This is a genomic window from Acidimangrovimonas pyrenivorans (assembly GCF_042643245.1).
In the GTDB taxonomy this organism is placed as follows: Bacteria; Pseudomonadota; Alphaproteobacteria; order Rhodobacterales; family Rhodobacteraceae; genus Acidimangrovimonas; species Acidimangrovimonas pyrenivorans.
The window spans coordinates 64,272-90,655 of the sequence record NZ_JBHRSK010000002.1 but is presented as its reverse complement, the minus strand read 5'-3'; the positions used below and the strand labels follow the sequence as shown (position 1 = coordinate 90,655).

General features: G+C 69.8%; 27 protein-coding genes. 24 read left to right on the top strand and 3 right to left on the bottom strand.

Annotated elements, in window-relative coordinates; genetic code table 11:
- Positions 1-63 precede the first annotated feature (63 nt).
- The 6 genes from rpiA (at position 64) to ACFOES_RS01285 (ending at position 6,273) form a co-directional block, all read left to right on the top strand.
- Entirely contained in the window at positions 64-852 is a 789-nt protein-coding gene (gene rpiA, locus ACFOES_RS01310; RefSeq protein WP_377831198.1) for a ribose-5-phosphate isomerase RpiA, read from the top strand.
- A 4-nt stretch (positions 853-856) separates the two neighbouring features.
- Positions 857-2,215: a glutathione-disulfide reductase gene (gor, locus tag ACFOES_RS01305; protein WP_377831524.1), complete on the top strand. Its 1,359-nt coding sequence runs from the start codon at positions 857-859 to the stop codon at positions 2,213-2,215.
- A 68-nt stretch (positions 2,216-2,283) separates the two neighbouring features.
- A complete protein-coding gene (hflK, locus tag ACFOES_RS01300; protein WP_377831196.1) occupies positions 2,284-3,534 on the top strand; it encodes an FtsH protease activity modulator HflK in 1,251 nt (416 codons plus the stop codon).
- Positions 3,534-4,439, top strand: a complete 906-nt coding sequence (hflC, locus tag ACFOES_RS01295; RefSeq protein WP_377831192.1) for a protease modulator HflC — start codon at positions 3,534-3,536, stop codon at positions 4,437-4,439. The genes hflK and hflC overlap by 1 nt, the downstream gene beginning before the upstream one ends.
- Complete coding sequence (locus tag ACFOES_RS01290) at positions 4,439-4,633, top strand: DUF2065 family protein (protein WP_377831190.1); 195 nt, start codon at positions 4,439-4,441, stop codon at positions 4,631-4,633. Before hflC ends, ACFOES_RS01290 begins: the two co-directional genes overlap by 1 nt.
- Positions 4,634-4,806: 173 nt before the next feature.
- Positions 4,807-6,273, top strand: a complete 1,467-nt coding sequence (locus ACFOES_RS01285; protein ID WP_377831187.1) for a DegQ family serine endoprotease — start codon at positions 4,807-4,809, stop codon at positions 6,271-6,273.
- A gap of 94 nt (positions 6,274-6,367) precedes the next feature.
- On the opposite strand, the gene purU is transcribed toward ACFOES_RS01285, so the two are convergent.
- Positions 6,368-7,252 carry a formyltetrahydrofolate deformylase gene (purU, locus tag ACFOES_RS01280; RefSeq protein ID WP_377831185.1) on the bottom strand — a complete coding sequence of 295 codons (885 nt, stop codon included), beginning with the start codon at positions 7,250-7,252 and terminating at the stop codon, positions 6,368-6,370.
- A 271-nt stretch (positions 7,253-7,523) separates the two neighbouring features.
- Between purU and ACFOES_RS01275 the strand changes: the two genes are divergently transcribed.
- From ACFOES_RS01275 to ACFOES_RS01265, 3 genes are read left to right on the top strand one after another with little or no spacing between them, the layout of a single operon-like run.
- Positions 7,524-7,958, top strand: a complete 435-nt coding sequence (locus ACFOES_RS01275; RefSeq protein ID WP_377831182.1) for an FMN-binding protein — start codon at positions 7,524-7,526, stop codon at positions 7,956-7,958.
- An 11-nt stretch (positions 7,959-7,969) separates the two neighbouring features.
- Positions 7,970-8,716 carry an FAD:protein FMN transferase gene (locus ACFOES_RS01270; protein WP_377831180.1) on the top strand — a complete coding sequence of 249 codons (747 nt, stop codon included), beginning with the start codon at positions 7,970-7,972 and terminating at the stop codon, positions 8,714-8,716.
- Positions 8,713-10,230, top strand: coding sequence for a hypothetical protein (locus tag ACFOES_RS01265; protein ID WP_377831177.1), 1,518 nt, complete (start codon positions 8,713-8,715; stop codon positions 10,228-10,230). The genes ACFOES_RS01270 and ACFOES_RS01265 overlap by 4 nt, the downstream gene beginning before the upstream one ends.
- Before the next feature lie 76 nt (positions 10,231-10,306).
- Here ACFOES_RS01265 and ACFOES_RS01260 read toward each other — a convergent pair whose 3' ends face one another.
- Positions 10,307-10,717 carry a carboxymuconolactone decarboxylase family protein gene (locus ACFOES_RS01260; protein WP_377831174.1) on the bottom strand — a complete coding sequence of 137 codons (411 nt, stop codon included), beginning with the start codon at positions 10,715-10,717 and terminating at the stop codon, positions 10,307-10,309.
- Between the two features lie 198 nt (positions 10,718-10,915).
- On the opposite strand from ACFOES_RS01260, the gene atpD reads away from it, so the two are divergent.
- From atpD to ACFOES_RS01190, 14 genes are all read left to right on the top strand, one after another.
- Entirely contained in the window at positions 10,916-12,442 is a 1,527-nt protein-coding gene (gene atpD, locus ACFOES_RS01255) for a F0F1 ATP synthase subunit beta (protein ID WP_377831172.1), read from the top strand.
- Positions 12,439-12,900: a F0F1 ATP synthase subunit epsilon gene (locus tag ACFOES_RS01250; protein WP_377831169.1), complete on the top strand. Its 462-nt coding sequence runs from the start codon at positions 12,439-12,441 to the stop codon at positions 12,898-12,900. The genes atpD and ACFOES_RS01250 overlap by 4 nt, the downstream gene beginning before the upstream one ends.
- Positions 12,897-13,193 carry an AtpZ/AtpI family protein gene (locus ACFOES_RS01245; protein ID WP_377831167.1) on the top strand — a complete coding sequence of 99 codons (297 nt, stop codon included), beginning with the start codon at positions 12,897-12,899 and terminating at the stop codon, positions 13,191-13,193. Before ACFOES_RS01250 ends, ACFOES_RS01245 begins: the two co-directional genes overlap by 4 nt.
- Positions 13,190-13,474 (top strand): N-ATPase subunit AtpR, encoded by a 285-nt coding sequence (locus ACFOES_RS01240; RefSeq protein ID WP_377831165.1) that lies wholly within the window; start codon positions 13,190-13,192, stop codon positions 13,472-13,474. The genes ACFOES_RS01245 and ACFOES_RS01240 overlap by 4 nt, the downstream gene beginning before the upstream one ends.
- Positions 13,474-14,139: a F0F1 ATP synthase subunit A gene (gene atpB / locus ACFOES_RS01235; RefSeq protein WP_377831162.1), complete on the top strand. Its 666-nt coding sequence runs from the start codon at positions 13,474-13,476 to the stop codon at positions 14,137-14,139. The genes ACFOES_RS01240 and atpB overlap by 1 nt, the downstream gene beginning before the upstream one ends.
- Positions 14,140-14,173: 34 nt before the next feature.
- Positions 14,174-14,404, top strand: a complete 231-nt coding sequence (locus tag ACFOES_RS01230) for a F0F1 ATP synthase subunit C (RefSeq protein WP_377831523.1) — start codon at positions 14,174-14,176, stop codon at positions 14,402-14,404.
- Positions 14,405-14,408: 4 nt separating this feature from the next.
- Positions 14,409-15,149: a F0F1 ATP synthase subunit delta gene (locus ACFOES_RS01225; RefSeq protein ID WP_377831159.1), complete on the top strand. Its 741-nt coding sequence runs from the start codon at positions 14,409-14,411 to the stop codon at positions 15,147-15,149.
- Positions 15,136-16,674: a F0F1 ATP synthase subunit alpha gene (locus ACFOES_RS01220; protein ID WP_377831156.1), complete on the top strand. Its 1,539-nt coding sequence runs from the start codon at positions 15,136-15,138 to the stop codon at positions 16,672-16,674. The genes ACFOES_RS01225 and ACFOES_RS01220 overlap by 14 nt, the downstream gene beginning before the upstream one ends.
- Before the next feature lies 1 nt (position 16,675).
- Positions 16,676-17,521 (top strand): F0F1 ATP synthase subunit gamma, encoded by an 846-nt coding sequence (locus ACFOES_RS01215; protein WP_377831153.1) that lies wholly within the window; start codon positions 16,676-16,678, stop codon positions 17,519-17,521.
- A gap of 222 nt (positions 17,522-17,743) precedes the next feature.
- Positions 17,744-18,607, top strand: a complete 864-nt coding sequence (locus tag ACFOES_RS01210; protein ID WP_377831148.1) for an FAD binding domain-containing protein — start codon at positions 17,744-17,746, stop codon at positions 18,605-18,607.
- Positions 18,604-19,080: a (2Fe-2S)-binding protein gene (locus ACFOES_RS01205; protein ID WP_377831144.1), complete on the top strand. Its 477-nt coding sequence runs from the start codon at positions 18,604-18,606 to the stop codon at positions 19,078-19,080. Before ACFOES_RS01210 ends, ACFOES_RS01205 begins: the two co-directional genes overlap by 4 nt.
- A 1-nt stretch (position 19,081) precedes the next feature.
- Positions 19,082-21,325 carry a xanthine dehydrogenase family protein molybdopterin-binding subunit gene (locus ACFOES_RS01200; RefSeq protein ID WP_377831140.1) on the top strand — a complete coding sequence of 748 codons (2,244 nt, stop codon included), beginning with the start codon at positions 19,082-19,084 and terminating at the stop codon, positions 21,323-21,325.
- Positions 21,326-21,327: 2 nt separating this feature from the next.
- Positions 21,328-21,573: a MoaD/ThiS family protein gene (locus ACFOES_RS01195; protein ID WP_377831136.1), complete on the top strand. Its 246-nt coding sequence runs from the start codon at positions 21,328-21,330 to the stop codon at positions 21,571-21,573.
- A gap of 230 nt (positions 21,574-21,803) precedes the next feature.
- Positions 21,804-23,036 (top strand): glycosyltransferase family 4 protein, encoded by a 1,233-nt coding sequence (locus ACFOES_RS01190; RefSeq protein ID WP_377831132.1) that lies wholly within the window; start codon positions 21,804-21,806, stop codon positions 23,034-23,036.
- Here the strand turns inward: ACFOES_RS01190 and ACFOES_RS01185 are convergent.
- Entirely contained in the window at positions 23,033-24,757 is a 1,725-nt protein-coding gene (locus ACFOES_RS01185; RefSeq protein WP_377831129.1) for a hypothetical protein, read from the bottom strand. The two genes, ACFOES_RS01190 and ACFOES_RS01185, sit on opposite strands and share 4 nt — an antisense overlap.
- Before the next feature lie 137 nt (positions 24,758-24,894).
- Between ACFOES_RS01185 and ACFOES_RS01180 the strand changes: the two genes are divergently transcribed.
- Positions 24,895-26,313, top strand: coding sequence for a hypothetical protein (locus ACFOES_RS01180; protein WP_377831126.1), 1,419 nt, complete (start codon positions 24,895-24,897; stop codon positions 26,311-26,313).
- Positions 26,314-26,384 lie beyond the last annotated feature (71 nt).

Genomic DNA, 26,384 nt, shown 5'->3' with positions numbered 1-26,384 from the left:
CCCCCTCGCCCCTGCGGTGCGGATTGCCTATAAGCGAAACCAGCGATTTCCAAGGAGACCGACATGGCCGCTGAACTCTCTCCCATCGACAAGGCGAAATTCGTCGCCGCCAGGCGCGCTGTCGATTTCGTCGAGGACGGGATGCGCCTCGGCCTCGGCACCGGGTCGACCGCGGCCTGGATGGTGCGCTGCCTGGGCGAGCGGGTGCGCGAGGAGGGGCTGAAGATCACCGGCGTCCCGACCTCGAGCCGCACCGCCGAGCTGGCCCGCCAATGCGGCATCACCGTGCTCGGGCTGGACGAGGCCAAGTGGCTCGACCTCACCATCGACGGCGCCGACGAGTTCGACGCCAATCTCAACCTGATCAAGGGCGGCGGCGGGGCGCTGCTGCAGGAGAAGATCGTCGCCACCGCCTCGGACCGGATGATCGTCATCGCCGATGTCGCCAAGGAAGTGGCCCAGCTCGGTGCCTTCCCGCTGCCGGTCGAGGTCGTGCCCTTCGGCTGGCAGACCTCGAAGGCGCTGATCGAGGAGACGCTGGTCGGGCTCGACGTGCTCGGCCGCGAGGCCTCGCTGCGGATGAACGGCGAGGCGCCCTTCGTCACCGACGAGGGCAACTACATCGTCGACCTGCACCTGCAGCGGATCGGCAATGCCCGCCAGCTGGCGCTGGTGCTCAACCAGATCCCCGGCGTCGTCGAGAACGGTCTGTTCATCGACATCTGCGACGTCGTCGTGATCGGCCATGGCGACGGCAAGGTCGAGCTGCGCGACATCAACGAGGGCACGACGGCGGAGGAACGGATCGAATTCGCCGACAGCGACAATATCTTCGCCGACCTGGATGAGTGACGGAATGACTTTCGACTACGACCTCTTCGTCATCGGCGGCGGCTCTGGCGGGGTGCGCGCCGCCCGCATCGCCGCGACCGAGGGCAAGGCCAACGTCGCGCTGGCCGAGGAATACCGCATGGGCGGCACCTGCGTCATCCGCGGCTGCGTGCCCAAGAAGCTGATGGTCTTCGCCTCGGAATACCCCTCGGCGGTCGAGGATGCCCGCGCCTATGGCTGGGACGCGCAGATCGGCGATTTCGACTGGTCGGTGTTCCGCGCCAAACTGGATGCCGAGCTGAACCGGCTGGAAAAGGCCTATCGCAGCGGGCTCGACGGCGCCGGGGTGACGATCTTCGACGAGCGCGCGGTGCTGGAAGACGCCCATACCGTGCGCCTTGCCTCGGGCGAGACCGTCACCGCGGCGCATATCCTGATCGCCACCGGCGGCCGGCCCTTCATCCCCGATTTCCCCGGCGCCGAACTGGCGATCACCTCGAACGAGGTGTTCAAGCTCGATGCGCTGCCGAAGCGGACGCTGGTGGTCGGCGGCGGTTACATCGCCTCGGAATTCGCCTGCATCCTCAACGGGCTCGGCATCGAGGTGGCGCAATATTACCGCGGCGCCCAGATCCTGCGCGGCTTCGATGACGAGGCCCGCGGCCATGTCGCCGAGGCGATGCGCGAAAGCGGCATCGCGATCCATTGCGGCACCGACGTGATCCGGATGGAGAAGACCGACACGGGCATCCGCGTCGTCTCGACCGACGGCCACGACCGCGAATTCGACGCGGTGATGTATGCCACCGGCCGGGTGCCGAACTCGGCCGGGCTCGGGCTCGAGGAACTGGGCGTCAGGCTGGGCCGCAACGGCCAGGTCGAGGTCGATGCCTACAGCCAGAGCTCGGTGCCCTCGATCTATGCCGTCGGCGATGTCACCGACCGCATCAACCTGACCCCGGTGGCGATCCGCGAGGGCCAGGCCTTCGCCCGCACCGTCTTCGCCGGCGTGCCGACCACGGCCGATCACGATCTCGTTGCCAGCGCCGTCTTCACCCAGCCGGAATTCGGCTCGGTCGGCCTGACCGAGGAGGCCGCGCGCGAGCAGGAGCCGATCGAGGTCTATTGCGCCGCTTTCCGGCCGATGCAGACGCTGTTCGCCGGCCGCGAGGACCGGGTGCTGATGAAGCTGATCGTCAGCCAGCAAAGCCGCAAGGTGCTGGGGTGCCATATCGTCGCGCCGCAGGCGGGCGAGATGATCCAGCTGGCGGCGGTGGCGATCAAGATGGGCGCGACCAAAGAGGATTTCGATCGCACCGTGGCCGTTCACCCGACCATGTCGGAAGAACTGGTGACGATGAAAACCCCGGTGCGCAAAGGTTGAATTTCACAGGCAAGTCCCCAATTTTCACCCTAAGTTGAGGCGACTTGCGAAAGGGAAAAGGAAGCCAGATGGCAGGCAACACAGGTGGACCCTGGGGCGGCGGCGGCCAGGGGGGCGGAAACCGCGGCGACGATGATCGCGGCGACCGTGGCGGCGACGATCGCGGCGGGCGGCGCCCGGGCGAGGGGCCGCAGATCCCCGAGATCGACCAGCTGATGAAGAAAGGCCAGGAGCAGCTGCGTGTGCTGATGGGCGGCCGCGGCGGCGGGCCGCGCGGCCCGGTGGGCGGCGGCGGCTCCGGCGGCCCGATGTTCACCATGCGCGGCGTCGCGCTGGGGGCGCTGGCGCTGCTGGCGGTCTGGGGCTACAGCTCGTTCTACACCGTCAAGCCCGAGGAACGCTCGGTCAAGCTGTTGCTGGGCAAGTTCGCCGGCATCGGCGATCCCGGCCTGAACTTCGCGCCCTGGCCCTTCATGACCGCCGAGGTGATCCCGGTCACCGGCGAGCGCACCACCGATATCGGCGGCGGCCGGGCGGCCTCGGGCGACAACGGGCTGATGCTGACCCGCGACCAGAACATCGTCGATGTCCATTTCCAGGTCGTCTGGAACATCGCCGATCCGGCCAAGTACCTGTTCAACCTCGCCGATCCGCCCGACACCATCCGCGCGGTCTCGGAATCGGCGATGCGCGACATCATCGCCCGGACCGAGCTGGCGCCGATCCTCAACCGCGACCGTGGCGTCATCGCCCAGGACCTGCGGACCTCGGTGCAGAAGACGCTCGACAGCTACAATGCCGGCATCAACGTGATCCGGGTCAACTTCGACAGCGCCGACCCGCCCAAGGAAGTGATCGACAGCTTCCGCCAGGTCCAGGCCGCGCAGCAGGAGCGGGACCGGCTCGAGAAAGAGGCCGACGCCTATGCCAACAAGGCGCTGGCCGCGGCCCGCGGCGAGGCGGCGCAGGTCCAGGAGGAGGCCGAGGGCTACCGCGCCCAGGTGGTGAACATCGCCGAGGGCGAGGCCAGCCGTTTCGACTCGATCTACAAGGAATACGTCAAGGCGCCCGAGGTCACCCGCAAGCGGATGTATCTCGACACCATCGGCTCGGTGCTGGGCGGGATGAACAAGGTCATCCTCGACGGCGTCACCACCGGCAACGGCGGCGGCGGCCAGGGGGTGGTGCCCTATCTGCCGCTCAACGACCTGCTGCCCAAGACCAAGGCGTCGCTCTCGTCGCGTTCCGGCAACGCGGCGGCGAGCGGCATGGCAAGCGCGGCGAATTCCGCCAATACCAGCGCCACGGGAGGCAACTGATGCGCAAGACAGCGATTATCATCCCGGCCGCCCTGATCGTGCTGGCCGTCGGCCTGTCGTCGATCTTCATCGTCGATCCGCGCCAGAAGGCGCTGGTGCTGCAGTTCGGCCAGGTCAAGCAGGTGGTCCAGACGCCGGGCATCGGCTTCAAGATCCCCTTCATTCAGGACGTGGTCCGCTATGACGGCCGCATTCTCGGCCTGCCGACCCAGCCGCTCGAGGTCACGCCGCTCGACGACCGCCGTCTGGTCGTCGATGCCTTCGCCCGCTGGCGCATCACCGATCTGGTGAAATTCCGCGAGGCGACGGGTACCCAGGGCATCGGCTTCGCCCAGCGGCGGCTCGAGAACATCCTCAACGCCTCGACCCGCCAGGTGCTGGGCTCGGTGCCGTCGAACGCGGTGCTGTCGGAGGACCGCACCCCGCTGATGAACCGGATCCGCGATCTGGCCAAGCGCGAGGCCAATGCGCTGGGCGTCGACGTCATCGACGTGCGCCTGACCCGCACCGACCTGCCCGAGCAGAACCTCTCGGCCACCTTCGCCCGGATGCGGGCCGAGCGTGAGCGCGAGGCCGCCGACGAGGTCGCCCGCGGCAAGGAGGCGGCGCAGCGCGTCCGCGCCGCCGCCGACCGGACCGCGGTCGAGCTGACCTCGGCGGCGCAGAAGCAGGCCGACGTGATCCGCGGCGAGGCCGACGCCAAGCGCAACGCGATCTATGCCGAGGCCTTCGGCAAGGACCCGGAGTTCTTCGCCTTCACGCGCTCGCTCAGCACCTATGAGAAGGCGCTCAAGGGCGACAACTCGACCATCGTCCTGACGCCCAGGAGCGAGTTCTTCAACTATCTCAACAGCGACATGGGCGTCGCCAAACCCGCGCCGGCGGCGCCGGCCGCGGGGCAGTGATGCAGACCGCGTTCCAGGCCATCGGACTTGTTCTGGTGGTCGAGGGACTGGTCTTCGCGCTGGCGCCGGGGCGGATCGAGGAGGCGCTGCTGCTGCTGGCGCGGCTGCCGAACGAATGGCGCCGGATCCTCGGTCTCGGGGCGCTGGCGGCCGGGGTGCTGGTGCTGACGCTGGTCCGGGTGCTGGGCCACTGAAACGCGACATTCACGGCTATGTGAGCGGGACCGTTTCGGATTATCATGTCCCCCGCTGCGGCGGGGGGCGCATACTGAGGCAAAGGCCGCGGCGGGAAACCTGCCGCCGGCCGCCGGCCCGGCCGGAGGAGGAGCTCCGGCTTCGCGCCGGGGCGCATGAAAAGGAGTTCGCAGTGCAATCCAAGGCTATTTCCATTCCCGTCCGGCGGCAGGATCCGCTGCGCGCGCTGGCGATGCTCGCGCTCGGGCTCGCGCTGCTGCTGGCCCAGGCGCTGGCAGCCTATGCCCGTGCCGCACCGGACAGCTTCGCCGACCTGGTCGAGAAGGTCAGCCCGGCGGTGGTCGACATCACCACCACGACCACGGTCGCCGCCTCGACCGATCCGGGCCAGATGGTGCCGCCCGGCTCGCCTTTCGAGGATTTCTTCCGCGATTTCATGGACCGCAACGGCCAGGGCAAGCCCAAGCCGCGCCGCAGCCAGGCGCTGGGCTCGGGCTTCGTGATCTCGGAAGACGGCTATATCGTCACCAACAACCACGTCATCGACGGCGCCGACGACATCCAGATCGAGTTCTTCAACGGCGGCAAGCTCAAGGCCAAGGTGGTCGGCGTCGATCCCAAGACCGACATCGCCCTGCTCAAGGTGAAAAGCGACAAGCCGCTGCCCTTCGTCAGTTTCGGCAACAGCGACGACATGCGCGTCGGCGACTGGGTGCTGGCGGTCGGCAACCCGCTGGGCCAGGGCTTCTCGGTCTCGGCCGGGATCATCTCGGCCCGCGGCCGGGCGCTGCGCGGTGCCTATGACGACTACCTGCAGACCGACGCGGCGATCAACCGCGGCAACTCGGGCGGGCCGCTGTTCAACACCGACGGCCAGGTGATCGGCGTCAACACCGCGATCCTGTCGCCCAATGGCGGCTCGATCGGCATCGGCTTCTCGATGGCCTCGAACGTGGTCTCGAAGGTGGTCGCCCAGCTCCAGGATTACGGCGAGACCCGGCGCGGTTGGCTCGGCGTTCGGATCCAGGACGTCACCCCCGACGTCGCCGAAGCGATGGGCCTGCCCAAGTCGGCGGGCGCGCTGGTCACCGACGTGCCGGACGGCCCGGCCTCCGCCGCCGGCATCCAGTCGGGCGACGTCATCCAGAGCTTCAACGGCGCCGAGGTCAAGGATACCCGCGAACTGGTCCGCATGGTGGCCGACGCGCCGGTCGGCAAGAAGGTGCCGGTGCTCGTCTATCGCGAGGGCAAGACGCTGACCCTGACCGTGACGCTGGGCCGGCGCGAGACCGCCGAGGCCGACAAGCCCGCGGCCGAGACGGCGCCGGCGCCCGAGCCGAAGGAGCAGACGCTGCTGGGCATGACGCTGAGCACGCTGACCCCGGAACTGCGCGACCAGCTCGGCCTGAAGGCCGATGCCGAGGGCATCGTCGTCACCGATGTCGCCGACACCAGTGAGGCCTATGAGAAGGGCCTGCGCGCCGGCGACCTGATCACCGAGGCCGGGCAGGTCAAGGTGGCCAGCATCAGCGACCTGAACGACCGCATCGCCGAGGCCAAGGATGCCGGCCGCAAGTCGATCCTGCTGCTGATCCGCCGCCAGGGCGAGCCGCGGTTCCTGGCGCTGTCGGTCGAATAGGCCGGGCCGCATCCGAACGAAAGAAGGGCGCGCCGCTTGCCTGCGGCGCGCCCTTTGCTTTGCGGCGTGTCGGGCGGGGCGCTCCCGGCCCGGCTCAGCCCATACGCTCGGAGGCGTAGGAGCCCGGCGAGGCCGGGAAGACCACGGTCTTGTCGCCGTTGAGGAAGACCCGGCGGTGGATATGGGCGTGGATGGCGCGGGCCAGCACCATGCTCTCGACGTCGCGGCCGAGGGCGACGTAATCCTCCGGGCTCTGGGCATGGGTGACGCGCACCGTGTCCTGCTCGATGATCGGGCCCTCGTCGAGATCGGCGGTGACGTAATGCGAGGTCGCGCCGATCAGCTTGACCCCGCGCTGGAACGCCTGCTTGTAGGGGTTGGCGCCCTTGAAGCTGGGCAGGAAGGAATGGTGGATGTTGATGATCCGGCCCGACATCCTGCGGCAGATCTCATCCGACAGCACCTGCATGTAGCGCGCCAGCACGATCAGCTCGGCCCCGGTCTCCTCGACGATCGCCATCTGGCGCGCCTCGGCCTCGGGTTTGTTGTCCTTCGTCACCTTGATGTAGTGGAACGGGATGTCGTGGTTGACCACCACCTTCTGGTAGTCGAGGTGGTTTGAGATCACGCCGACGATCTCGATCGGCAGCGCCCCGATGCGCCAGCGATAGAGCAGGTCGTTGAGGCAATGGCCGAAGCGCGAGACCATGATGATGACCTTCATCTTCTCGGCCTCGTCATGGAAGGCGTAATCCATGGCAAAGCGCTCGGCGACGGCGGCGAAGCCTTCCGTCAGGCCGTCGGGCGTCGCGCCGGTCTCGCTTCTCATGCTGACGCGCATGAAGAAGTTGCCGGTCTCCTGGTCGTCGAACTGGGAGCTGTCGGTGATGTTGCAGCCCCGCTCGGCGAGGAAGGCGGAGACGGCGGCGACGATGCCGCGGGTCGAGGGGCATTTGACGGTCAGGGCGTAATGGGTCATGGCGCGCGTTTCGGTTGGGAGGGTTGAAAGGATGCGTTGGGGCCCTTCTAGCGTCCCCTGCGGCGAGAGTCAGAGCAAAATGCGGCACCGCAGCAGAGACGCGCGACCCCGAGGCCCGGCCTCGGGCCAGCCCGGGGCCGTCGCGAGGTCATTTGCGGCGGGCGGGCGGTTCTCAGCGCGCTGTCAGGTCGGATCGCTAGGATGGCAGGCGAAAACAGGGCCCGGAAGGCCCGCCAGACGACTCGTGCAACCTCCATTCGAAAGGCCCCCGATGGCTTTCACCATCCGTACCACCGCCCTTGCCGTTTCCGCCGCCGCGCTGCTCTGCGGCGCCGCCGCTTTCGCCGCCTCGCCGGTGCCGCTGCCGCCGGCGCGGCCGGGCGATGCCGCCGCCATGGCCACCACGGTGTCCAGCCGCCACCACCTCAAGGACGGCAGCTATCGCGGCCCGGCGGTGCGCCACTATTACGGCTATGTCCAGGTCCGGGCGAACATCCGTCATGGCCGCATCGCTTCGATCGACATCCTGCGCTACCCGCATGACCGCTCGACCAGCCGCTGGATCAACCGCCGCGCCCTGCCGGCGCTGGAAACCGAGGTGATCCGGGCCCAGAGCTTGCGGGTCAGCGGCGTCTCCGGCGCCACCCTGACCAGCGAGGCCTTCCTGATGTCGATGCAGGGCGCGCTGCAAAGGGCGGGCGGCTGAGGACGCCGCCGATGGCGCGCGAGACGCGGCTGATGATGGGCATGCCGATCACGGTCGAGGTGGTCGGCGCGGGGGCGGAGGCGCTGATCGACGCCGCCTTCGCGACCTTTGCCGAGGTCGATGCCCGGTTCAGCCCCTATCGCGACGACAGCGAAGTCAGCGCGCTCAATGCCGGCCGCCTGGCGCGCCGAGCGGCGAGTGCCGAGATGGCCGAGGTGCTGGAGATCGCCGAGGAGATGCGGCAGGCCAGCGACGGCTATTTCGACATCGCCCGCCCCGAGGGCGGCATCGACCCGTCGGGCGTGGTCAAGGGCTGGGCGATCCTCAAGGTCGCGCGGCAGATCGCGGCGACGGGCGTCGAGCATTACTATGTCGATGCCGGCGGCGACATCCAGACCGGCGGCCGCGATGCCGAGGGCCGCGACTGGGTGATCGGCATCCGCAACCCCTTCGACGCCGGGCAGATCATCAAGGGGGTGACGCCGCGCGGGCGCGGCATCGCCACCTCGGGCAGCTATGCCCGCGGCGCCCATATCTACGATCCGCATTTCCCGGGGCGGCCGATCGAACAGGTCGTCAGCCTGACCGTGATCGGCCCCGACGTGCTGGCCGCCGATCTCTACGCCACCGCCGGCTTCGCCATGGGGCCGGAGGGCATCCACTTCATCGAGGCAGTGCCGCAACTCGAGGGCTACGCCGTCCGCGCCGACGGCACCGCCCAGCAGACCAGCGGCTTCAGAGGCTTTGTCGCATCATGAAACATCTCGTCGACCGTGTGCTGAACCATGTCACCATGTACCGGCTGATGCTCTACTATACCGGGGCGCTGCTGGTGGCGGCCTTCGGCCTGGGGCTGTTCGGGCTGGTGCCCGCCGATCCCACCGCGCTGGTCTTCTCGACCGTGGTGATCGTCGCCACCTGCTGGGCCACCAACCGGGCCTTCGCGTGGCTGCTGCGGGTGCCGGTGAACGCCGAATCCGTCCATATCACCGCGCTGATCCTGGCCCTGATCATGCCGCCGGTGACGGCCTCCGACCATATGGGGCTGGCCGGGCTGGTGCTGGCCTCGGTCGCGGCGATCGCGTCGAAATTCCTCCTCGCCGTCGACCGCAAGCACATCTTCAACCCGGTCGCCCTCGGCGCCGTGGTCTCGGGGCTGGCGCTGGGCCAGCCGGCGATCTGGTGGCTGGGCGGCAATTCCTACCTGCTGCCGATCGTGCTGATCGGCGGGCTGATGGTGACGCGCAAGGTCCAGCGCCTCGACATGATCGGGGTTTACGTGCTGGCCAACCTCGCCGCCGTCGCCGCGACCACCCCACCCGAGATGGCGGGCATGGCGCTGCAGCAGAGCCTCTATTACTCGCCGCTGTTCTTCGCCGGTTTCGCCATGCTGACCGAACCGCTGACCGCTGCCCATGGTCGGGTCTCGCGGCTGGTCTACGGCGCCATCGTCGGCGTGCTGTCCTCGCCCAACATCCAGATCGGCGGCTTCTACCTGACGCCCGAGATCGCCTTCCTCGTCGGCAACCTCTACGCCTGGGCGGCCAGTCCCAAGGGCCGGTTCAAGCTCACCCTGCTGCGGGTCGAGGAGATCGCGGCCGGCTGCTACGACTACGTCTTCCACAGCGAGAAGGCGCTGCCGTTCCGGCCGGGGCAATATCTCGACTGGACCCTGCATCTCGAACAGCCGGACAGCCGCGGCAACCGCCGGCCCTTCACCATCGCCTCGGCCCCGACCGAGAACGAGGTCCGGCTCGGCGTCAAGTTCTACCCGCAACCCAGCGCCTTCAAGCGCAAGATGATCGAGATGATGCCGGGCGACGTCATGTACGGCTCGCAGATCGCCGGCACCTTCACCCTGCCGCGCGACCCGAACCAGAAGCTGGCCTTCATCGCCGGCGGCATCGGCATCACGCCCTTCCGCAGCATCGTCCAGGACCTCGTCGACCGTGGCGACGAGCGCGAAATCGTGCTGCTCTACGGCAACAACCGGCCCGACGAGATCGCCTATGGCGACCTGTTCGAGCGGGCGCGGCGCGAGCTGGGGATGCGCGCGGTCTATGCCGTTGCCGAGGGCGGGGTCTACGGCCCGGGCTACCACAACGGCTTCATCGACGAGGACCTGATCCTGCGCGAGGTGCCCGACCTGCGCGAGCGGACCTTCTACATCTCCGGCCCGCGCGGCATGGTGGTGCGCTTCGAGAAGGCGCTGCGGCGGCTGGGCGTCCGGCGTTCGCGGATCAAGGTGGACTTCTTCCCCGGCTTTGCCTGAGGGGCAGAGGGCGGTCCCGTCCGGTCCTGCCTGTGGGGGGGGGCGCCCGCGCCGCGGCGTCTCCTGCCGGCGCCGTTCACTCCCCGACCAGGAAGGCCGCGTCGACCGGCAGCTGCATCGCGGTGACGAGGTGGTTGGTCTGCGCCGCCAGCCCGATCACCGCCAGCAGCTCGGCATGCATGTCCGGCGTCATCCCCTTGGCCTTGGCGGCGGCGGTGTGGGAATGGACGCAATAGCTGCAGCCATTGGCCGTCGAGACCGCGATGTAGATCATCTCCTGCACCATCGGCGGCAGCGCCGTGTCGCCGGTCATCGTGGCCTTCAGGCTGTCCCAGACCCGGGCCAGCGTCACCGGGTCGTTCGCCAGCCCGCGCCAGAAATTGTTGATGAAGTCGGTCTGCCGCGTCGCGCGGATGTCGTCGAACACCGCCTTGACGGCGGGGATCGTCTCGGCCTCTTCATCGCCGATCAGCCTCACGGTTGCCATGGTCGTCCTCCTTGAACCGGGGCGGGGCAGGGGGCCCCGCGCTCTCCCGATGACGGCCGCCCGGGCCGCGCCCGTCAACCCCGTCGGCGCAATTCGGACCCGGGGGAAGCCAGAAAAAACATGCCATTGCGACAAATCAATGTCAGGATGACCCGGGGGCGGCAGGCTGAAATGCGGGACGTCGGGAAGGACGAGTGCATGGCGGACGTGGCGGAGACGGCGGCGCAAGGCGGGAACGACGAGGCCGGAAGTGACAGGGGCGGGGCCGAACGGGTGGCGGGCCGGCTGGCGGCGATCGACGGCTCGGTGGTCGAGGCGGTCTTCCCCGAGGGCGCGCTGCCGCCGGTGAATGCCGGGTTGCGGGTGGTGGCCGATCGCGGCCACGACGTCATGATCGAGGTCCAGCAGCATATCGGCGCCACGAGGCTGCGCGCGGTGGCGATGCAGGATACCGCCGGGCTGCGCCCCGGGCTCGAGGTCGCGGCCCTGGGCGGGCCGCTGACCGTGCCGGCGGGGCGGGCGGTGCTGGGCCGGCTGATGAATGTCATCGGCGAGGCGGCGGATGGCGGCGCGCCGTTCGAGGACGACGTGCCGCGCGTCCCGATCCACCGCGCCGCGCCGAGCTTCGCCCAGCAGCGCGGCGGCTCCGAGCTGTTCCTGACCGGGATCAAGATCATCGACCTGCTGGCCCCGCTCGCCCGCGGCTCGAAGGGGGCGATGTTCGGCGGCGCCGGGGTCGGCAAGACCGTGCTGATCATGGAACTGATCCGGGCGACGGTGGAAAAGCACGGCGGCCTCTCGGTCTTCGCCGGCATCGGCGAGCGCACGCGCGAGGGCCACGAATTGTGGTCCGAGCTCAAGGGCTCCGGCGTGCTGTCCAATACCGCGCTGGTCTACGGCCAGATGAACGAACCGCCCGGCGCGCGCTGGCGGGTCGGCATGTCGGCGCTCAGCGTCGCCGAGTATTTCCGCGACGAGCAGCGCCAGGACGTGCTGCTGCTGGTCGACAACGTCTACCGCTTCGTCCAGGCCGGCAGCGAGGTTTCGGGCCTGCTCGGCCGGCTGCCCAGCCGGGTCGGCTACCAGCCGACGCTGGCGACCGAGATCGCGGCCTTCCAGGAGCGCATCACCTCGGTCGACCAGGCCGCCGTGACCTCGATCCAGGCGGTCTATGTGCCCGCCGACGACTTCACCGACCCGGCGGTGGCGCAGATCTTCACTCATCTCGACAGCTCGCTGGTGCTCAGCCGCGAGATGGCGTCGGAAGGGCTCTACCCGGCGGTCGATCCGCTGGCCTCGGTCTCGTCGCTGCTCGATCCGCTGATCGTCGGCCAGGTGCATTACGACACCGCGCAGGAGGTGCGGCGGCTGATCGAGCATTACCGCGAGCTGCAGGAGATCATCTCGCTGCTCGGCATGGACGAGCTCGGGGCGGCCGACCAGCGCGCGGTGCGGCGGGCGCGGCGGATCATCCGCTTCCTGACCCAACCCTTCGCCGTCACCTCGCAATTCACCGGCCTGCCGGGCGCCTCGGTGACGCTCGAGGACACGCTCGCGGGCGCCCGCGCGATCCTCGATGGCGAGGCCGACGACTGGGCCGAAAGCTCGCTCTACATGGTCGGCACCTTCGAGGAGGCCCGGGCCAAGGAGCAGGCCGCGCGCGAAACCGGCACATCGGAAGAGGGCGAGGGGGGCACGGCGCAGCCGGGGGAGGACGCGGCATGAAGCTGCTGATCACCACCCCGCTGAAGCTGGTGCTCGAGACCGAGGGCGTCACCCGGATCCGGGCCGAGGACGAGACCGGCAGCTTCGGCATCCTGCCGGGACACGCCGATTTCCTCACCGTGCTGGCGGTCTCGGTGCTGAGCTGGACCGGCGCCGACGGGGCCGAGCATCACGCCGCCCTGCGCGGCGGCGTGTTGCGGGTCTCGGAGGGCGACCAGGTCTCGGTCGCGGCGCGCGAGGCGGTGACCGAGGATGCGCTCGACCGGCTGGGCTCGGCGGTGCTGGAACAGTTCGAGCAGGAGGAACGCTCGGACGAGGAGGCGCGGATCTCGACGGCACGGCTGCACCTGGCGACGATGCGGCAGCTGCAGCGCTACCTGACCTCGGCCCATCGCGGCTATGAGGGCGGCAACGTGCCGGGGATCGAGGCGGCGCTGCAGGCGGGAGGCAAGGCATGAGCGATCCCGACGACGACCGCGACGCCAGGAGCGACGAGATGCACGGCGCGGTGCAGAAGCGCGCCGCGCGCGAGGCCCGCAGCCGCAAGGAGCGCGAGCCGACGGTGTGGGAGAACCTGTCGCTGATCGGCGCCCTGGGCTGGCTGATCGTGGTGCCGCCGCTTCTGGGCGGGCTGCTCGGCCGCTGGCTCGACCGGGTCACCGGCCACCCGATCCTGTGGAGCGGCCTCTTCATCGCCGCCGGCGTCGTCATCGGCGCCTGGCTGGCCTGGCAGAAGGCGACCCGGTCATGACCCATCTTCAACTCGCCATCGCGCCGTTGGCGGCGATCCTCTACCTGATCCTCGGCGGGGCGCTGGGGACGGGCTATTTCCTCGCCCTGCGCCACACCGTGCGGCTGCATGGCGAGAAGGCCCCGGCCGGCAAGCTGGCGGCCTGGTACGGGCTGCGCATCGGCGGCGCCGTCGTCGTCTTCGTGCTGGTGGCGCAGGAGGGCGCGCTGCCCCTGCTGATCACCTTCGCCGGTTTCATCGTCGCCCGCTTCCTCGTCGTCCGCGGCGGAAGGGAGGGCTGATGCATCACACGCCCTTCGGCCTCGAGATCCTGTTCCACCTCGGCCCGGTGCCGATCAGCCGGGCGGTCGTGACCACCTGGGGGATCATGGCGCTGCTGACGCTGGTCTCTTGGTGGGGGACGCGGGCAGCGGCGCGCGGCGGCTTGTTTGCCGCGGCGCTGGAAATCCTGGTCGAGACGCTGGAGGAACAGGTCCGCTCGATCCTGCAGCGCGACCCCTGGCCCTATCTGCCGATGCTGGGGACGCTGTTCGTCTTTCTCGTCGTCGCCAACCTCTCGGCCGTGGTTCCCGGCGTCACTCCGCCGACCGGCCGGATCGAGACCCCGGCGGCGCTGGCGCTGATCGTCTTCTTCTCGATCCACTATTTCGGCATCAAGGCGCGCGGCGCGGGCGGCTACTTCGCCCATTTCCTGCATCCCAGCCCGATGCTGCTGCCGCTCAACATCCTGGGCGAGTTCACCCGCATCCTGTCGCTGATGGTGCGCCTGTTCGGCAACATGATGAGCCATGAATTCGTCATCGCCATCGTGCTCTACCTCGCCGGCCTGTTCCTGCCGGTGCCGTTCATGCTGCTGGGCATCCTGATCGGCGTCATCCAGGCCTACATCTTCACCATCCTCGCCACCGTCTATATCGGCGCCGGCATCGGCGCGGTCGAGACCTGAGCGCAACCAAGGAGACCCCACAGTGACCATCGAGATGCTTTCGATCATCGGCGCCGCCATCGCCGTGTCCTTCGGCGCCATCGGCCCCGCCTTCAGCGAGGGCCGGGCGCTAGCCGCGGCGATGGAGGCGATCGCCCGCCAGCCCGAGGCCGCCGGGACGATCTCGCGCACGCTCTTCGTCGGCCTGGCGATGATCGAGACGATGGCGATCTACTGCCTCGTCATCGCGCTGCTGCTGCTCTACGCCAACCCGTTCACGGGCTGACGCGATGGAAATCGACTGGTGGACCCTCGGCTTCCAGGCCGTCAATTTCGCAGTCCTCGTCTGGCTGCTGCGGCGTTTCCTCTACGCGCCAGTCCGCCGGGTGATCGAGGCGCGGCGGGCCGAGGCCGGGGCGGCGCTCGAACGGGCCGAGGAGGCCCGGGCGGCGGCCGAGGCCGAGCGCCAGGGGCTGGTCGAGGACCGCGTCGCGCTGGAGAACGAGCGGGTCGGCGTCCTGACCGCCGCCCGTGACGAGGCGGCGAAGGAGCGCAAGGCGCTGCTGGAACGGGCCCGGGCCGAGGCCGAGGAGGTGCTCAAGATCGGGCGCGAGGTGCTGGCCGAAGACCGCCGCGCCGCCATCGCCGGAGCCGAGGCGGAACTGGCGGACCTGGCCCGGACCCTGGCCCGGCGCATCCTGCGCGAGGCCTCCGAGGGCTCTCTGCTCGAACACGTCTGTGCCCGCGTCGCCGCCCTGCCCGAGGAAGAGCGCACCCGGCTCGACGCCGCGCTCGAGGTCAAGGGGGCAGAGATCCGGGTGCTGACCGCCCGGCCGCTGACCGACGGGGAGCAGGGCCAGTGGCGCGCCCGGCTGGCGGCTGAGTTCGACGGCGCCAGGGTCGCCTTCGAAGTCGATCCGGAAATCCTCGGCGGGGCCGAGCTGCACTTCCCCCATTCGGCACTGAAATACAGCTGGGCCGAGCAACTCAACCAGGCAACGGAAGCGATCGAGAGCGATGAGCGGGTTTGACGAGAAGATCGGCAGCTGGTTCGACAGCGCACGCGACCGCGCCGGGGCGGTGGAATTCGCCGCCGGGGTCGAGCACGAGGGCGCGGTCGACACCATCGGCGACGGCGTGGCGACGGTCGTCGGCCTGCCCTGGCTGCGCGCCGACGAGGTGGTCGAGTTCGAGGACGGCTCGCGCGGCTTCGCGCTGCGGGTCGAGGAGGAGCGCGCCAGCATCGTCATGCTCGACCCGTCCGAGGGCATCAGCGCCGGCAGCAAGGTGCGCGGCACCGGCAAGATCGTCCGCGTGCCGGTGGGCGAGGGGCTGCTGGGCCGGGTCGTCGACGCGCTGGGCCGGCCGCTGGACGGCGGGCCCGAGATCGCCGCCGCCCGCCACGAGCCGATCGAGCGCCCGGCACCGGGCATCGTCGACCGGGCGCTGGTGACCCAGCCGCTGATGAGCGGCATCACCGTCGTCGACGCGATGATCCCGCTCGGCCGGGGCCAGCGCGAGCTGATCATCGGCGACCGCAAGACCGGAAAGACCGCGATCGCCGTCGACACCATCCTCAACCAGAAGAGCTCGGACGTGATCTGCGTCTATTGCGCCATCGGCCAGAAGCTCTCGACCGTCGCCAGCGTCGCCCAGGCGATCCGCGAAAAGGGCCCGTTCGACCGCTGCATCGTGGTCGTCGGCGAAAGCGACGCGCCGCCGGGGGCGCAATGGATCGCGCCCTATGCCGCCTGTTCCATGGCCGAGTATTTCCGCGACCGCGGCCAGCATGCGCTGGTGGTCTATGACGACCTGTCGAAACACGCCATCATCCACCGCCAGCTGTCGCTGCTGCTGCGCCGGCCGCCGGGGCGAGAGGCCTATCCGGGCGACGTCTTCTACCTCCATTCGCGGCTCTTGGAGCGCGCCGCCAAGCTGGCGCCCGAGCATGGCGGCGGCTCGCTGACCGCGCTGCCGATCGTCGAGACCCAGGGCGGCAACCTGACCGCCTATATCCCGACCAACGTGATCTCGATCACCGACGGCCAGATCTACCTCGAACCCAAGCTGTTCTACGAGGGCCAGAAACCGGCAGTCAACGTCGGCCTTTCGGTCAGCCGCGTCGGCGGCCAGACCCAGGCGCCGGCGATGAAGACGGCGGTGGGCTCGCTGAAACTCGATTACGGCCAGTTCCTCGAACTCGAGGTCTTCACCCGTTTCGGCGCCATGGTCGACGAGCGGACGCGGGCCAAGATCGACCACGGCCGCCGCATCCGCGCCATCCTGCGCCAGCCGCAATACCAGCCGGCGCCGCTGGCCCGGCAACTGGCGCTCTTGCTGGCGATCGGGCAGGGCCGGCTGGACGGGGTCAGCCTCGAGGCGGTCGACCGCTTCAAGGCGGCGATCGGCGACCGGCTCGAGGCCGAATGCCCCGAGGCGGTGGCGCGGATCGACGCCACCGGCAAGCTGGAACAGGCCGACCAGGCGGCGATCCTGAAGATCATCGACGCCTGCATCGAAGAGGTCGCGGCGGTCGAGGCCGGGAAGGCGGACTAGGATGGAGCAGGCCCAGGCGATCAAGGCCCGTCTGGCCAACCTGCGCGAGCTGCGCAAGCTGTTCCAGGCGCTGCGGGCGATGGCGGCGGGGCGGCTGCACGAGGGCCAGGACGCGCTGGCCGGCATCCGCGCCCATGTCGCCGTGGTCGAGGCGGCGCTGTCCGAGGCGCTGGCGCTGGTGACCGAGGGCCCGCGCCCGCTGCCCTTCGGCGAGGGGCCGCCGGTGCTGATCGCCGTCTGCGCAGAGCACGGCTTCGTCGGCGGCTTCAACGCCCGCCTGCTCGACCGGGCCGAGGCGCTGCGCGAGAAGGGCGAGCGGCTGGTCATCGTCGGCTCGCGCGGGGCGACCATCGCCGCCGAGCGCGGTTTCGAGCTCGAGGGCCGCCAGCCGATGGCGACCCATGCCCCCGGCGTGCCGCGGCTGGCGCGCAACCTGTTTCCCCAGGTGGTGGGCGCGCGCCGCGTCCGGGTGGTGTTCGGCGCCTATCGCCGCGGCGGCGCCTTCGACGTCACCGACCGCGGCGTCCTGCCGCCCGAGCCGGCGCCGCAGCCGGCCTATGGCGAGCTGGTGCTGCCGCTGACCCAGATGCCGCCGGCCGAACTGGTGGCGCGGCTCTACGACGAATATCTCTTCGCCGCCCTGACCGTGGCGCTGATGGAAAGCTTCGCCAGCGAGAACGCGGCCCGGCTGCAGGTGATGGAGGCCGCCGACCGCTCGATCGCCGACAAGCTGGAAGTGCTGCAGCGGGCCGAGAACGACCTGCGCCAGGAGGCGATCACCGAGGAACTGCTCGACGTCGTCACCGGGGCCGAGGCGATCACCAGCCGGCGCGGGACGGACGGGTAGGGGCGGCGCCGAGCATCGCGTGCTTGCGCGGCGGTCCGCGGCCTTGATTTCGCGCAGGGTGGACCCACAGACAATGCTCACGGGATGAGCCTGGCTTGCCCACCGTCCGGCCAAGCTCCGCCCGCGGCACGATTTCCGCCGCTCCCCCGTTGCGGTTCCCGTGACGCTGTTGATAGGCTCCCGGCCAGATAGCCTCGGACGAGGCGGAAGGGAATCCGACCGATGCGTTACACAACACCCCAAACCGCGGCCGAGGCCGCGGCCCTGCTGCTGGAAGGCGCCGGCGCGGCCCGCGTCCTGGCCGGCGGCACCGACCTGCTGGTGCAGATGAAATCGGGCCTCGTCGCGCCCGAAACCGTCGTCGACATCAAGCATATCCCCGGCCTGCGCGAGATCACGCGCGAGGAGGGCGGCTTCCGCATCGGCGCCGCCGTCTCGGGCGCCGAGCTGGCCGAGAACGCCGATCTTGTCGCCGCCTGGCCCGGCGTCGTCGAGGGCGTCAACCTGATCGGCTCGACCCAGGTCCAGGGCCGGGCGACGATGGCCGGCAACCTGTGCAACGCCTCGCCCGCCGCCGATGGCGTGCCGGCGCAGATCGCCGCCGGCGCGGTGGCGCGGATCGAGGGTCCCGAGGGCAGCCGCGACTGCCCGGTGGCCGAGATCCCTGTCGGCCCCGGCAAGACCTCGCTCAAGCCGGGCGAGTTCGTCACCTCGATCTTCCTGCCGGCGCGGCCCGAAAGGGCCGGTGACGCCTATCTGCGCTTCATCCCGCGCACCGAGATGGATATCGCCGTCGTCGGCGCCGGGGTGAACATCGTGCTGGCCGCCGACGGCACCGTCACCGAGGCCAAGGTCGCGCTGGGCGCGGTGGCGCCGACGGCGCGGCTGGTGCCAGAGGCCGGTGCGGCGCTCATTGGCTCGAAGCTGGAGGACGGGGTGCTCGAGGCGCTCGCCGCCGCCGCCTCGGCCGCCTGCGCGCCGATCGACGACAAGCGCGGGACCGTCGCGTTCCGCACCCATGTGGCCGGCGTGCTGGCGAAGCGCGCCGCCCGGATTGCATTCGAACGGGCGGGAGGCGCGCAATGAAATCCCTTCAGGTTTCCACCAAGGTCAACGGCGACGAGTACGAATTCGTCTGCGCCCCGGACGAGACCCTGCTCGACGCCTTGCGCAACCGGCTCGGGTTCACCGGCGTCAAGGAAGGTTGCGGCACCGGCGATTGCGGCGCCTGCTCGGTGACGCTGAACGGCCGGCTGGTCTGCTCCTGCCTGGTGCTGGCGGCCGAGGCCGAGGGCGCCGAGGTCGGCACCGTCGAGGGGCTGGCCGAGGGCGATCACCTGCACGTGCTGCAGCAGAGCTTCATCGACCATGCCGCGCTGCAATGCGGCATCTGTACCCCCGGCATCCTCGTCGCCTCGAAGGCGCTGCTGGAACAGAATCCCGCGCCGACCGACGAGGAGGTCCGCTACTGGCTGGCCGGCAACCTCTGCCGTTGCACCGGCTACGACAAGATCATCGAGGCGGTGCAGGATGCCGCCGCCAAGCTGAGGAGCGCGTGAGATGGCTTTCGACGAATACCAGAAGCGCGATTTCAAGGTGGTCGGCTCGCGCCCGGCCCGTCCCGACGGCATCGACAAGGTCACCGGCCGGGCGCTCTATGGCGCCGACCTGACCGCGCCCGGCATGCTGGTGGGGCGCATCCTGCGCAGCCCGCATGCGCATGCCAGGATCGTCAGGATCGACACTTCGAAGGCCGCGGCGCTGCCCGGCGTCAAGGCCGTGGTCACCTCGGCCGATTTCGGCCTGCCCGACGACATGGGCCTGCGCGACACCCAGGACAATTGCCTGGCCCGCGACAAGGTGCTCTATGACGGCCATGCCGTCGCTGCCGTCGCCGCGACCTCGGCCCAGGCCGCCAAGGCGGCGCTGGCCGCGATCGAGGTGGACTACGAGGTCCTGCCCCATGTCACCGATGTCGACGCGGCGATGCAGCCCGACGCGCCGGTGGTGCTGGAGGGCCGGGTGCAGGAGACGGTGCCGGCGGGCCATACCGCCAACGTCACCAATTACTGCGAGTTCGGCCATGGCGATCTCGAGGCCGGCTTTGCCAAGGCCGACAAGATCATCAGCCGCAGTTTCCGCACCGCCGCCACCCACCAGGGCTATATCGAGCCGCATGCCTGCCTCGCCTCGATGGGGCCGGACGGCCGTGGCGAGCTCTGGGTCTGCACCCAGGGCCAGTACCTGGTGCGCGAACTCTGCGCCGGGATCCTGGAGATGGACGAGAGCCAGCTCAAGGTGACCCCGTCCGAGATCGGCGGCGGCTTCGGCGGCAAGACCACGGTCTTCATCGAGCCGGTCGCGCTGGCGCTGTCGCGCAAGGCGGGGAGGCCGGTCAAGCTGGTGATGAGCCGCGAAGAGGTGTTCCGCGCCTCGGGCCCGACCGTCCACACCTCGACCGACGTCAAGATCGGCATGACCAGGGACGGCCGCATCACCGCGGCCGAGGCGACGCTGCGCTATTCCGGCGGCTGCTACCCCAACAGCACCTGCGAGATGGGCGCCCAGGCCGCCTTCGCGCCCTATGACCTCGACGCGGTGCGGACCTACGGCCTGAACGCGCTGACCAACCGGCCGAAGGAGATCTCCTATCGCGCGCCGGGCGCGCCGACGGCGATCTATGCGGTCGAAAGCGTCGTCGACGAGCTGTGCCAGGAGTTGGGGCTCGACCCGCTCGACGTCCGGCTCAAGAACGCCGCCAGCAAGGGCACCAAGTCGAGCTACGGCGTCACCTTCGAGGATATCGGCCTGCGGGCGACGCTGGAGGCCGCCAAGGCCCATCCGCATTACACCGCGCCGCTGGGTCCGAACCAGGGCCGGGGCCTGTCCTGCGGCTTCTGGTTCAACTTCGGCGGCAACACCAGCGTGACGCTGAGCGTCAACACCGACGGCACCGTCAACGTGACCGAGGGCAACCCGGATATCGGCGGCAGCCGTGCCTCGATCTCGATGATCGCGGCCGAGGAGCTGGGCATCCCCTACGAGCATGTCCGCACCATCGTCGCCGACACCACCAGCATCGGCTTTTCCGACACCACCGACGGCAGCCGGGTGACCTTCACCGTCGGCCTGGCGACGATCAAGGCGGCGCGGGATGCCATCAAGAAGATGTGCTCGCGGGCGGCCAAGATCTGGGGCATCGATCCCGAGGCGGTGGAATGGGTCGACGGCGCGGCGGTGCCGGCGGGGCCGAACGCGGGCAAGTTCCCGCCGATGACCCTGGCCGAGATCGCGGCGGTCTCGTTCCAGACCGGCGGCCCGATCGCCGGCCATCACGAGGCCAATGCCGACGGCGCCGGGGTCAGCTTCGGCGTCCATCTCTGCGACATCGAAGTCGATCCCGAGACCGGCGCCACCAAGGTGCTGCGCTACACGGTGTTCCAGGATGCCGGCAAGGCGATCCATCCCGCCTATGTCGAGGGCCAGATGCAGGGCGGCGCCGCCCAGGGCATCGGCTGGGCGCTGAACGAGGAATACATCTATGGCGAGGACGGCCGGCTGCAGAACCCGGGCTTCCTCGACTACCGTATTCCGGTCGCCTCGGACCTGCCGAAGATCGACACGGTGATCCTCGAAGTGCCCAACCCGGGCCATCCCTACGGCGTGCGCGGGGTCGGCGAGACCTCGATCGTGCCGCCGCTGGCGGCGATCTCGAACGCGGTGTCGCGGGCGGCGGATGTCCGGCTGACCGAACTGCCGATGTCGCCGCCGCGGATCCTGTCGGCGCTGATGGCGAAGGGCTGAGTATGGTCAAGGTGGCGATCTGGGGCTCTTTGCGCCATGCCACCGACGGGCAGGCGGAAGTCGAGGTCGAGGCGCGCAACTTCAAGGAGTTGCTCGACAAGCTTTCGGCCGACTATCCCGGCCTGAAACCGCAGATCGAGCGCGGGGTCTCCCTCGCGCTCGACGGCCGCATCTACCGCGAGGCCTGGTTCACCCCGATCAAGCCCGACAGCGAGGTGGTGCTGATGCCCTACATGAAGGGCGGCTAGGGGAGAGACGGGGGCCGTGGCCGAAGCTTCGACAGGTCGGCCCCCCCGTTGCGCTGTCTCGAACCTCCGCCTGGCGCGCTATTGCCAGCAGTCCCCGCCATAGCCGCGAATTTCCCGCCCAACATCGCCACAACACCATATTTTTCACAAGATATCCGGGCTAGGCTCTGCGCCGACCAGACAGGACGCCGCATGCCCCTCCGCTCCGTTTCCCAACCCAAGGCCCGCCGATGAGCCGCCATGTCGTCATCGTCAACGATTCCAGCACCGCGCGCGGCGGGGCGACCGGGCTGGCGCTGCTCTCGGCGCGGATGCTGCGGGCGCGGGGGATCGACGTCACCCTGTTCACCGGTGACGACGGCGGCAACCCGGAACTGGCCGAGATCGGCGTCGAGGTGGTGCCGGTCGGCGGCGCCCGGCTGCTGCAACAGCCGAAATGGCAGGCGGCGACGGCGGGGCTTTACAATACGCAGGCCCGCGACGCGCTGGCCGCGCTGATCGCCGAGCGCGACACGCCCGCGACGGTCTACCACGTCCATGTCTGGAGCCAGATCCTCTCGCCCTCGATCTTCACCGCGCTGCAGAAGGTGGCGCCGCGGGTGCTGGCCCATGCCCATGATCTGTTCCTGGCCTGCCCGAACAGCGTCTTCACCGACTACAAGCGCGGCGTGCCCTGCCGGCGCCGGCCGCTGGGCCTCGATTGCCTGACCACGAATTGCGACAAGCGCAGCTATGTTCACAAGCTGTGGCGGGTGGCGCGCCATGCCGGGCTGTTGCGCGCCTTCGACCAGCGTCTGGACTGGGGCGGGATCGCCATCATCCATCCCGGTATGGTGCCGCTGATGGAGCTGGGCGGCTATGCGGCCGAGCGGCTGCACGTGGTCCGCAATCCCGTCACCCCCTATACCGACCACCGGATCGAAGCCGAGCGCAATGACCGGCTGCTTTTCGTCGGCCGGGTCGAGGCCGACAAGGGCGTGCGCGAGCTGGTCGCCGCGGCGGCGCAGGCGGAAATGCCGCTGACCGTGGCCGGCGAGGGCGCGCTGCGGGCCGAGCTGGAAGCCGCGCACCCGGAGGTGGCGTTCGCCGGCTGGCAGGACCGGGCCGGCATCGCCCGGCTGGCGGCGCGGGCCCGGGCGGTGGTCGTGCCGTCGCGCCATGCCGAGCCCTTCGGGCTGGTCGTCGCCGAGGCGTCGCAGAGCGGGCTGCCGGTGCTGGTGGCCAATTCGGCGCTGCTGGCGCCGGAGATCGTCGACAACGGCCTCGGCCTCGGCTTCGACATGGCCCGGCCCGGCGATCTGGCCGCGGCGCTGCAGCGGTTCCGCGCCCTGTCCGATGACGCGGTCGCGAGGATCAGCCGGCGCGGCTTCGACCGCGTGGTGGCGCTGGCCAACACGCCGGAGAGCTGGATCGGCGACCTGCTCGGGCTCTATGACGGCATGAGCGGCCGGGGACTGTCCTAGTCGGCCGGGCCGCTCCCGGTGCCGGCCGCGGTGCCTTCGGCGGGCGCGGCCCGGCGCAGGGTGATGCGATAGGCGGTGACATCGCCCTTGGCGTTGCCGTTCGGGCCGACGGTGAAGCTCAGGGTGTCGCCGGCCTTCAGCGTCAGCGGCTTGCCGTCGAAGACCTGCGGATCCTTGCCCACGCCCCGGAACAGCACCCGGTCGTTCAGCGCGACCGTCACCTCGATGCCGTCGGCGCTGCGCTGGGCCGGGGTGAAGCGGGCCTCGGCGCGCAGGGTCATGGCGTGCGGGGCGGTGAAGCTCTGGACGATCATCTCGGGCCGGTCGGAGCTGCCGCCGGGCAGCAGCGACCGGGCCTGCAGCCGAACCCATGGATTGTCGGCGGCGGCGAGGTAGGGCGTCCAGGGCCGGCCCGGCGCCTCCTGCCCCGGCCGCATCTCCAGTTCGACGCGCTTGCCGCCGGCCAGCACGTAGCGGTCGAAGCCGTCTTCGGTGCGGCCGCCGGGAAAGGCGTATTGGTCGTAGCTGTCGGCGATCAGCCGCTGCGGCCCCAGCGTGACGTCGGTGCCAAGCACGAAGGGGCTCTCGCCGGTGACCAGGATCGGGTCGGTCTCGGACAGCTGCAGCAGGCTGGGGGCGAGCGGGGCGCCGCTGGGGTCGAAGGCCTGCAGGTCGCTCCGGCCCAGATGCAGCGCCCGAGGCGCGCCCCAGATCACCAGCGCCCGGTCGCCGAACTGGCAGGCATAGGTGAAGGGGTCGGGGGCGGCATCGCTTACCGGCTTGCCTTCCAGCAGCCGCGCGGCGGTGGCATAGGCGCGGCCCGTCGGGGTGGCGGCGCCGGTGTCGTCGACCAGCGGCTCGAGCCCGTCGCCGCGGGCGTTGAGCGGGAACCAGACCGCCCGGCTGACCCCGCTCAGTGCCATCTGGCAATAGTTGCGCAGCAGGAAGCCCGGCGCGGCGGCGGCATCGGTGGTGCCGAACTCGGTCACCTCGATCGGCATCTCGGCGGCCTGCGGCAGCCGGCGCAGCACCGCGATCTGGCGGGCGAGCTGCTCCGGCGGGGTCGAATAGGGGTGAAGCGCCAGGGCGTCCATGTCCGCCGCCGCCCCCAGTGCGAAGAGCCGCTGCAGATAGCCGACCGGAATCGAATGCACCCCGCCGCCGAGGATCCGGACCTCGGGCCGCGCCGCCTTGACCGCGTCATGGGTCGCCTTGAGCAAGGCGGCGTAATAGGCGACGCGCTGGCTCAGCCCGCCCTCCTTGACCGGGCCGTCGACGAAATTGGCGCTGTTGAACTCGTTGCCGACCTCGACCGAGTCGATGACCGGGAAACGCTTCACGGTTTCGGCCGCGTCGCGGGCGAAGGCGGCGACGGCGCGCTTGCTGTGCGGCGTCTTGCCGTCGTCGTAGTCGGGATGGCCGTTATTGACCACCAGGCTCATCCGCAGCCCCGCCGCGGCGACCTTGTCGGGATAGCTGGTGCGCTTGCGGTCGAAGTGGAATTCGCCGTCACGCTCGACCAGGCTCCAGTAGACCGCGTCGCGCAGGGCGCGCACGCCCAGGCCCTGGGCCGCCGCCAGCATCTCGGGACTCCAGCCCTGTCCGAAATTCGAATCCGCAGCCAGCGCCGGGCCGCGCAGGTCGAGCGCGGCGGCGGGAGCCGCGGCGGCGAGGGGCAGGGCAGCACCCAGAAGAAGGGGCAGGAAATATCGGCGGATCATGGGGATTCGTCTTTGGAGCGGATTGGCACCCATGCTACGCGTTTTTTCATCCCTCCGCCGCTCGTTTTTTCGCGAGCGGACGCTATGCTGCGCCGAACCTGTCCGCCCCCTGCCGGGGCGGCCCGAAAGAGGCACGCATGCAGATCGTTCCGACCACTTTCCTGGCCCTCGCGGTGATCGTCGCGCTGGCGGTGAAAGGCCCCTATCGCGGGCTGTGGCTGTTCCTGGCCGTCACGCCTTTCGGGGCGGCGGCGGCCTTCAACCTGCCGGCGGCGGGCGGCGCCTCGATCATCATGCGCGATTTCTGCGCCCTGGCGTTGTTCGTGCTGCTGTGGATGCAGAAGGACGCGCCGGCGCGGCTGCTCGGCTCGATGCGGCCGTTCCGGCCCGGCTTCTACCTGCTGCTGCTGGTGGTGTTCTGCACTGTCGCCGCGCTGTTCTTTCCGCGGCTCTTCGTCGGCCAGACCGAGGTCTTCGCCATCGCCCGGGTCAAGAACCAGTCCAGCATCGTCTCGATCCCGTTGCGCCCGACGACCGGCAACCTGACCCAGTTGTTCCGCATCTACATCGACGCCGCCGCCTTCTTCGCCCTGGCAACGGTGTTCCGCCAGCATCCCGACGGCAAGGTGGTGGTCAAGGGCATGGCAGCGGCGACCTTCGTCCATGTCGGGCTCGGCATCCTCGACGTGCTCAGCCACGATGTCGGCCTGCCGCAGCTGCTCGATTTCCTCCGCACCGCCAATTACGCGATGCTGACCGAGGTCAGCATGGCCGGGCTCAAGCGCATGGTCGGCGGCTTTCCCGAGGCCTCCGCCTTCGGCTATTACACGCTCGGCCTGTTCGGCTTCTGGCTGCATTACTGGCTGAGGGCGGGGCGCTCTGCGCTGGCCGCCTGGTGCCTGCTGCTGACCGCCTTCGTGCTGGTCCGTTCGACCTCGTCCTCGGCCTATGTCGCCGCGATGGCCTTCCTGGTCGCCTATGCCGGGTTTGCCGTCGCCCGCCATCTCGACCGCCGCATCAACCGCCGGTCCGCGGCGCTGACCGTCGGTGTGGCGGTTACGCTCTGGCTGGCCTTCCTGGTGCTGGTCGCGGCCTACGAGCTGGTCGGGCCGGTGAGCGATTTCCTCAACCGCGCCCTGTTCGACAAGCTCGGCACCGCCTCGGGCGTCGAGCGGATGAGCTGGAATGCCCAGGCCTGGGTCAACTTCACCGAGACCTGGCTGATGGGGGCGGGGCTGGGCAGCATGCGTGCCTCGAACTGGCTGCTGGCCTGCCTGGGCAGCATCGGGCTGATCGGCACGGCGCTGTTCGCGGGCTTCTTCGCCAGCCTTGGCCGGGCGCCGGCGCCGGCCCAGCTCGACCCCGACCGGGCGGCCGCGATCGGCGGGCTCAAGGCGGGCTGCTTCGCGCTGCTGATCTCGGCCATGCTGACCGCGCCGACGCCGGACCTGGGCGTCTTCTTCTTCGCCCTGGCCGGGTTGGCCAGCGGCCTGTCGCGCGGCGCGGTGATAGAATCGCGGCGCGAACTGCACCGCGGGATGCGCGACGATTGGTGAAGGCTCGCCGTCAATAAGCGCGCTGACAGGCAGATTGTGGCCCCGCATTCGGCAAATCCGCTCCCGTCGCG